This is a genomic window from Verrucomicrobiales bacterium (assembly GCA_016793885.1).
In the GTDB taxonomy this organism is placed as follows: Bacteria; Verrucomicrobiota; Verrucomicrobiia; order Limisphaerales; family UBA11320; genus UBA11320.
This window is the reverse complement of record JAEUHE010000030.1, coordinates 1-6532: the sequence shown is the minus strand read 5'-3', so window position 1 is coordinate 6532 and position 6532 is coordinate 1. Positions and strand designations below refer to the sequence as shown.

Here is a 6532-nt window from a genome sequence, read left to right as displayed (position 1 = left end):
TCCTTCCTGAAGTCCAGGAGAGAGGTGTGGACGATCTCAATAGCCGACGTTTTTTTTATTCATAGGGACTGACTTGATGGTTTGAACTGTGGATAAAAGCCCGGCTTGCCGGAAGGCAGCCGGGCACCCCTTTTGAAATCGCAGAGACCACCCCTCGTTGCAATGCTCAATCCAACCCATCCACAGAACTCGAAGTCCCCCTGCCGCGCAGCGGCTTCGTCCAACCAGGCTACTCCAGTGAACGCGCCGATCGCATCTAGTTTTCAGGTTGAGCGCCCATATCGGCGCGTCCCTGAGTAGTTTCGTTAGGTGAACACGCGCCGCAAAATCAAATGTGCCAGCATCGCCGCCGCCTCGGGTGTGACGATATTCCTGGGCCTGTCTCTGCCCCGGACGCGCTCGCTACCTGAGTCCTACACCTATGCGTACTTTCCGCGAGGCGGATATCGCTACCTGATTGCGCCCGGCGGAATCAAGAAGGTCGGGCAGGAGGTTCTCGATTATCATGTAGCCGGCACGATTGTGACGGGCACTGTGCGGTTGAGACTAGAGGATGATGATGTTCGGATATTTCGTCTCGATCTGAAGTCACATGAAGTCACCTTCGGAGAGAGAGGTCAGGCTCATCCACATTGACTCACCTAACCAGATCGTCGACCGAACCACCGCCAGCATCGGGTTTTTGGACATCATGAACTTCACTACATCAGCCACTTCGTCGAGCGCCTTCTTACGGCGGTGGTCGCTCACGATTGGTCGTTCGGCTGCATGACGCATATGTCGTATCCGTCACCAGAGCAAATTGCTGACATTATCCTGTCTCGGCGCCAGGTTTACGGCTTGGACGCGGACAGTCGGATTCGGGAGGCCGCAAACCGGCTTACCGCGCGGGCTCTGTTCGAGATCCTTGGGCGGCTCGACGACAAATCCACAGACATAGCTTCGCAATTATCGGAATTGGTAGCAGCGTGCGGCGGTGAGGACGTATCCTACCGGATCGGTTTCGATACCGGCGATATTCCATGCGTCGACGAGGATCCAGACACTGCGCCGCAGCCTGAGCAAGCGAAGGAGATCTACCTTCGCCTCAGGTTTCGAAACGAGGATGCTGCATATTACCAATTTCATCTCTTTCCTGATCTTAACGCCGACTACATTCTTGGAGCGTCCCGCAAGCGCACCGGATCGGTGCAGCATCTTCGCTTGGAGCTTGCTCGTCCCGAAGCTCTTCAGTCGTTCCTTGAAGCATGTCGTTCCAATCCGCATTTTGTTGGCGTTGAGGAGTCGACCGCGGAGGAGTTTCATCGGGCACCCTCGAATGCCACCTAGACCGCACCTATTGCCGAACCAGGCTACTCCAGTGAACGCGCCGACAGCATCCAGGTTTCAGGCTGAGCATCCATACCGGCGCGTCCCTGAGTAGCGGCGTTCGGCAGCTTCATTATGATGAGCACTACTACACCCCAAAAGCCGAGCGTTGAGAGTACGCGCAGCCTTTGGAGAGTTTTCGTCGGGATCGCTGTGTTTGCTGTCCTCATGGCTTTGCGCCACGAACTGGCCTCCATGTGGGCCAGGGCGGCGGTGGTAGGGTGTGCATTTGTGGTTCTCGGGGCAGCCTTGAGGAGAAGGCCCCAATCGTGATTACCGCCCGCGTGCCGAACCAGTTCGTCGACCGAACCGCCGCCAGCATCGGGATTTCCCACATGATCACAGCCACTGTATCTGTCCCTTCGTCGAGCGCCTTCTTACGGCGGCGGTCGCTCACGATTGGTCGTTGGGCTCCTTCGTTCACGCGATTCATGAATACTATCAAGATGATCCTTGCACTGGTTGTGGGCAGCGTCGCGGTCGAGTCCAGCGCGGGCGATATTACTGGCCAAGTCACGCTGAAGGGTAAGCCCCGGCCTGAGCGGGCTGTAGATTTGAGGTCAGACTCTGCGATCGCCGCTCAGTATCCGAAGGGGATGAAGACTCGCCACTATGAAGTTGGCTCCGACGGTGGACTCCAGCATGTGCTCATTTACCTCCAAGGCGACTTCACCAACACGACCTTTGCCGCATCAGGCACAACGACAGTCCTGGACCATACGAATGGGCTGTTTCAGCCGTATGTTGTGGGCGTTCGTGTCGGCGAACCGTTGCTGTTCAAATGCTCAGACGGCACGATTTGCAGTTTTCATGCGATGCTCAACGCGGGTGCAGACTTTTCCGTAACTCCAGGGCGAGATACCGTATCGCGAACTTTTGCACAGCCGGAGTTGCCGGTGCTTTTCAGGTGTGATCTCCATCCGTGGAACTCCGCATACGTTGGTGTGTTTTCGTCCCCCTACTTCGCGGTTACAGACGCTCAAGGCCGGTTCACGATTCGTGGAGTGCCTGCCGGTCGATACAGTGTGGCGTTGTTCCATCCCAAAACTGGTACCACTGCCAAACCCGTTGTCCTGGCTGACCACCCTGCGACCGTGGATTTTGAAGTCTTTCCACGATGATAGGGCCCAACCAGACTACTCCAGTGAACGCGCCGACAGCATCCAGGTTTCAGGTTGAGCGTCCATACCGGCGCGTCCCTGAGTAGTTTCGTTAGGCCCATGAACAGCGAGTTATCCAAGATCCTTCGTCAGAAGAGAGAGTATGCCTCGTACTTTCACTTCGGGAGGGACAAGACCGGAACCGAGATTGGTGTGGTTGGTGACTGGCTTCAGGCTCGGTACGAAACCCCGTCCTCTCGCTTCGTTAGCATGCGCCATCTGCCCAACCCGTGCGATCCCCCCGATGTTGTTCTCACTGATCTTCAAGGGCACCGCTACGGCGTTGAAGTGACGGAGTTCGTAGACGGGGCGTTTGTGAGGGCGCACGCGAAGGGCGAGACGAATGACTTACGGCTGTACGACGACGAGGAGTTTTATCGACTGGTAACAGAGCGGATTAGACGCAAGGCCGATGTTCCGTTCAAAGACGCGTCGTATTACTCTAGGATCCTGATCCTCTACTCAGACGAGTTAGCGCTAGAGCCGGCCATGTTGAGTAATATTCCTCCAGTTTCGCAGGGATATTTCGACGAAATCTGGTTCATGATTCCCCCGGCTGCATGCAGCGGACACATTGGCTCTTCGAACCCGCCGTGTCGCATTTACGCGGTCAGCAGGCCCAACAAGCCTACTCCAGTGAACGCGCCGACAGCATCCAGGTTTCAGGTTGAGCGTCCCTACCGGCGCGTCCCTGAGTAGGTTTCGTTAGGCGATTTGAGTCGTGAAAATCATCGTAGATAAAATCGATGCTCTCCCTGGTCATGCGCTCACGAAGCGCGATGTGCAGGAGATTGTTACGAAACTCCCTGCCAATTGGAGGGCTATCTTGCGATCGGTCCACATCTCCGCTTCTAGGTCGGCAGCGGCACCCGTCCTATATGATGGCACCGAGATGAAGCTTACGGTGGCGAGTAGAGGCAGGAAGTGGGACGGGGTGCTCCACCTGTTTCTCGTTGAGCTGGCAGCTCACGCTCTTGGGTTCAAGCAGCGTACATTTATTCATCTCCAGAGTCGATATGCAGCTGAGGTAGATAAAGCGGTCGATCCAGTTTATGCAGAGTTGCATCCCATCTTGACGGAGGCACGGCGTCATGTATCGAGGGTCGCCTAACCAGATCGTCGACCGAACCACCTCCAGCACCGGGTTCCGGACATCATGACCATCACTGCACGCACTACTTCGTCGACCATTCTCTTACGGCGGTGGTCGGTCACGATTTGCGTTAGCCCGAGGCAAGCTCCATGATCGGCTTCATTGTTCAAGCACTGTTCTTCGGAACTATTCTCGTCATTAGTAGACTTGTTTTCCGCACTGCCTGTATCCCGGGGTGGGAGACTAGAGCGATCGTCTACGGGTGGGGGGTATTCTTCCTTTGGGCGCTGTGCTGGACTATTCTCCTTCCCATGAGTTTGAAGGGTACGAGTTACTTCGCAGAGGTTCGGGATTCGCTTCCAGATGGGCAGCTTGCGGCCGGGTCTTTGTTTGGTGGTTGGTTCTGGCCTGCTGTGTTGTCCTGGCTCGCTTCGAAGCGGATGGCTCGTGGATCAGGTGCTGGACCTCTGGGCTAACAAGCCCGATCGAGGACAACCCCGACCAGTCCGCGGATTTGCCCAGCTCGTCATGATCATCTCAACCTTTACTAGCCTTGCCGATCGTCACCTCACAGGTCGGGGTGCCTCATCGGGAGGTCGTTAGGTCACTCTATGCTCGCCGAGAGCCCAGTTGTTGATTCCGCTCCAGAGGCGATTCCCGACAGATGGGTGCGGTGGGTGAAGATTACTACGGCGGTTCAGGTGGTGTTCTTGTTTTTCTATCCCGGCATCATCTGCGGTTGCCACTTTCACGCCATCGCGGTTCCGCTGGGCATTGTTCCTGTCGCGTGGGGCTTCTATCCTTTCTTTTGCTACCGGACTCGTCGCGAGCACGTTGTCGGCTACGTCAATGGAGCGCTCTCGATTTTCTGGCTCTATTTCACGTGGGACTCAAATATCCAATTTGCATTTCGATGACGTGTCCTAACGAGGCTACTCCAGTGAACGCGCCGACAGCATCCAGATTTCAGGTTGAGCGTCCATACCGGCGCGTCCCTGAGCAGCGACGTTAGATCTCTAGATGATCGTGGAGAGTCTTGTTGCATTCGTGCTCTTGACGCTGGCAGCGGCGGTTTACGCAGCAGCGTGTGCCTGTAGGTACATGATCTCAAGAAGGAAGACACCAGAGTGGTATCTCTCCCTTTGGGGAGTGATCTTGCCTTCCTTACTCGCTGCCTTGGCAGTGGGGCAGGGTGATCTTTTTGACAGAAAGAGGATGTCTATGGGCCCCGTGCCGGTTTGGCTACTGGTAATCCTGTTTGCACTTGCCGCGGCAGTCGTTGCGGTCCTGCCCGCGTTTGGAGTCGTGGCGGTGTATCGATGGAGGTGGCGGCGGTCCCGCGGTTACGAGCCGAGTTCTAACAAGCCCACTCGATCCAACAGCCCTTAGCCTCCGAGTTTTTCACGTGACCACCGTTCCTACAGTCCCGGTTTCTCCCGAGTTGGTTCTCGGTCGACGGGCTGTGGCTCAGTGGGAACGTTGGACGTATCCACCCGATGAGTGCTACTCCATCATCTTGCCCAAAGTGCGGCAGCACCGAGTTCCGAGTCGCTCACCCATTCAAGAGCCACGTCAATCCGTTGGTATTGATTTTCGGCGGCTTTCTGCTGTCAGTGCTTTGGAGCGGGAGTCGCAAGCAGGAGATGCGATGCAGTCAGTGTGAGTCTGTTTTTGAGCAGTCCACGCGGAGTTCCAGGGTTGTCTTGTTTCTTCTCCTCGGTTTTGTGCTGCTGATTGTATTGGGAGTTCTGGCCCAGATTTTTGGCTGGGTAGAGTGACACGACAGATACGTCCAACGAGCCCACTCGATCCAACAGCCCTTAGCCTCCGAGTTTTTGACATGATCACTGTTCCTGCATCCCAGGTTTCGCCCGAGGTGGCTCTCGGTCGGCGGGCTGTGGTTCAGCGGGGTCGTTGGGCCGGGTAATCCATGAACGCGGACATACATCGTGACTTGAGACAGCTCGCTGATGGGTGGTGCGAGCGTCGTGCCTTGCGAGCGCTGAGTCAGTTCCTTCCTGGCTACTTCGCGCTGAACGGCCTTACGGATGGCTGGGGAGAGCTTTAGACCGCATTAAAAGACGTCATGGTCTTTGCGAAGGACGAGATTACCGAGGAGGAGACGCGAGAGGTGAAGCGGATCATGATTGTCGTTCAGGCAGCCATTTGCCGGTGATGAAGGAAGAGCCCAACAAGCCCACTCGATCCAACAGCCCTTAGCCTCCGGGTTTTTCACATGATCACCGTTCTTGCATCCCTGGTTTCGTCCGAGTTGCCTCTCGGTCGGCGGGCTGTGGCTCAGTGGGGACGTTAGAAGGGGAGCGATGAAAATGTTTAGTGTTCTGTTGCTCGCCGGTGCGTGGATTCTGATGCTCGTTGGCGGGTTTGTAGCGGTAGATTCGTTTCTATCTAAATCCAAAGGCACTCCCTCGGTTTGGCCAGAACTCTTGCTTGGACTGATCATCCTGAGCATCGGGTGGTGCATCAGGAATCTGGCTCTCAGAGTAGTGCGGGCGTCGGCACATTCCTCCAGACCTGGGACAGTTGATCACAGCACACGGCAGCCCCGTTTCTAACCAACCCACTCGATCCAACAGCCCTTAGTCTCCGAGTTTTTCACATGATCACCGCTCCTACACTCCAGGTTTCGTCCGAGCTGGTTTTCGGTCGGCGGGCTGTGGCTCAGTGGGGACGTTCGGCTGCAATCGATCACAACAAACCCATCATGAAATCAAAGCAAATCTTCGAGTTGGCCGTAAGGATTCTCGGGCTGGCGTTTATCTACCATGCCTTCACATCGCTTCCCCAAGCCGTTGGATCGGTCTTGGGCAGTTTTCGGGATTTTCACCTAATCCCGTTTTTCCTGACCTCATTTCTTGCCGTATGGCCTCTACTGGTCGCTTATTGGTTG

Annotated in this window: 5 protein-coding genes; all 5 read left to right on the top strand. The window is 55.9% G+C overall.

Translation table 11 applies throughout. The features are described 5' to 3' along the window. Positions 1–309: 309 nt before the first annotated feature. The gene (locus JNN07_03760) at positions 310–636 is read left to right on the top strand and encodes a hypothetical protein (protein MBL9166833.1); all 327 of its coding nucleotides are present in this window, start codon (positions 310–312) and stop codon (positions 634–636) included. 141 nt (positions 637–777) lie between these two features. Beyond that, a complete protein-coding gene (locus JNN07_03755; protein MBL9166832.1) occupies positions 778–1329 on the top strand; it encodes a hypothetical protein in 552 nt (183 codons plus the stop codon). A 470-nt stretch (positions 1330–1799) separates the two neighbouring features. Continuing rightward, positions 1800–2489 (top strand): carboxypeptidase regulatory-like domain-containing protein, encoded by a 690-nt coding sequence (locus JNN07_03750; protein ID MBL9166831.1) that lies wholly within the window; start codon positions 1800–1802, stop codon positions 2487–2489. Positions 2490–2588: 99 nt separating this feature from the next. After that, positions 2589–3227 (top strand): hypothetical protein, encoded by a 639-nt coding sequence (locus JNN07_03745; protein ID MBL9166830.1) that lies wholly within the window; start codon positions 2589–2591, stop codon positions 3225–3227. A 1005-nt stretch (positions 3228–4232) separates the two neighbouring features. Beyond that, positions 4233–4538, top strand: coding sequence for a hypothetical protein (locus tag JNN07_03740; GenBank protein ID MBL9166829.1), 306 nt, complete (start codon positions 4233–4235; stop codon positions 4536–4538). Positions 4539–6532 lie beyond the last annotated feature (1994 nt).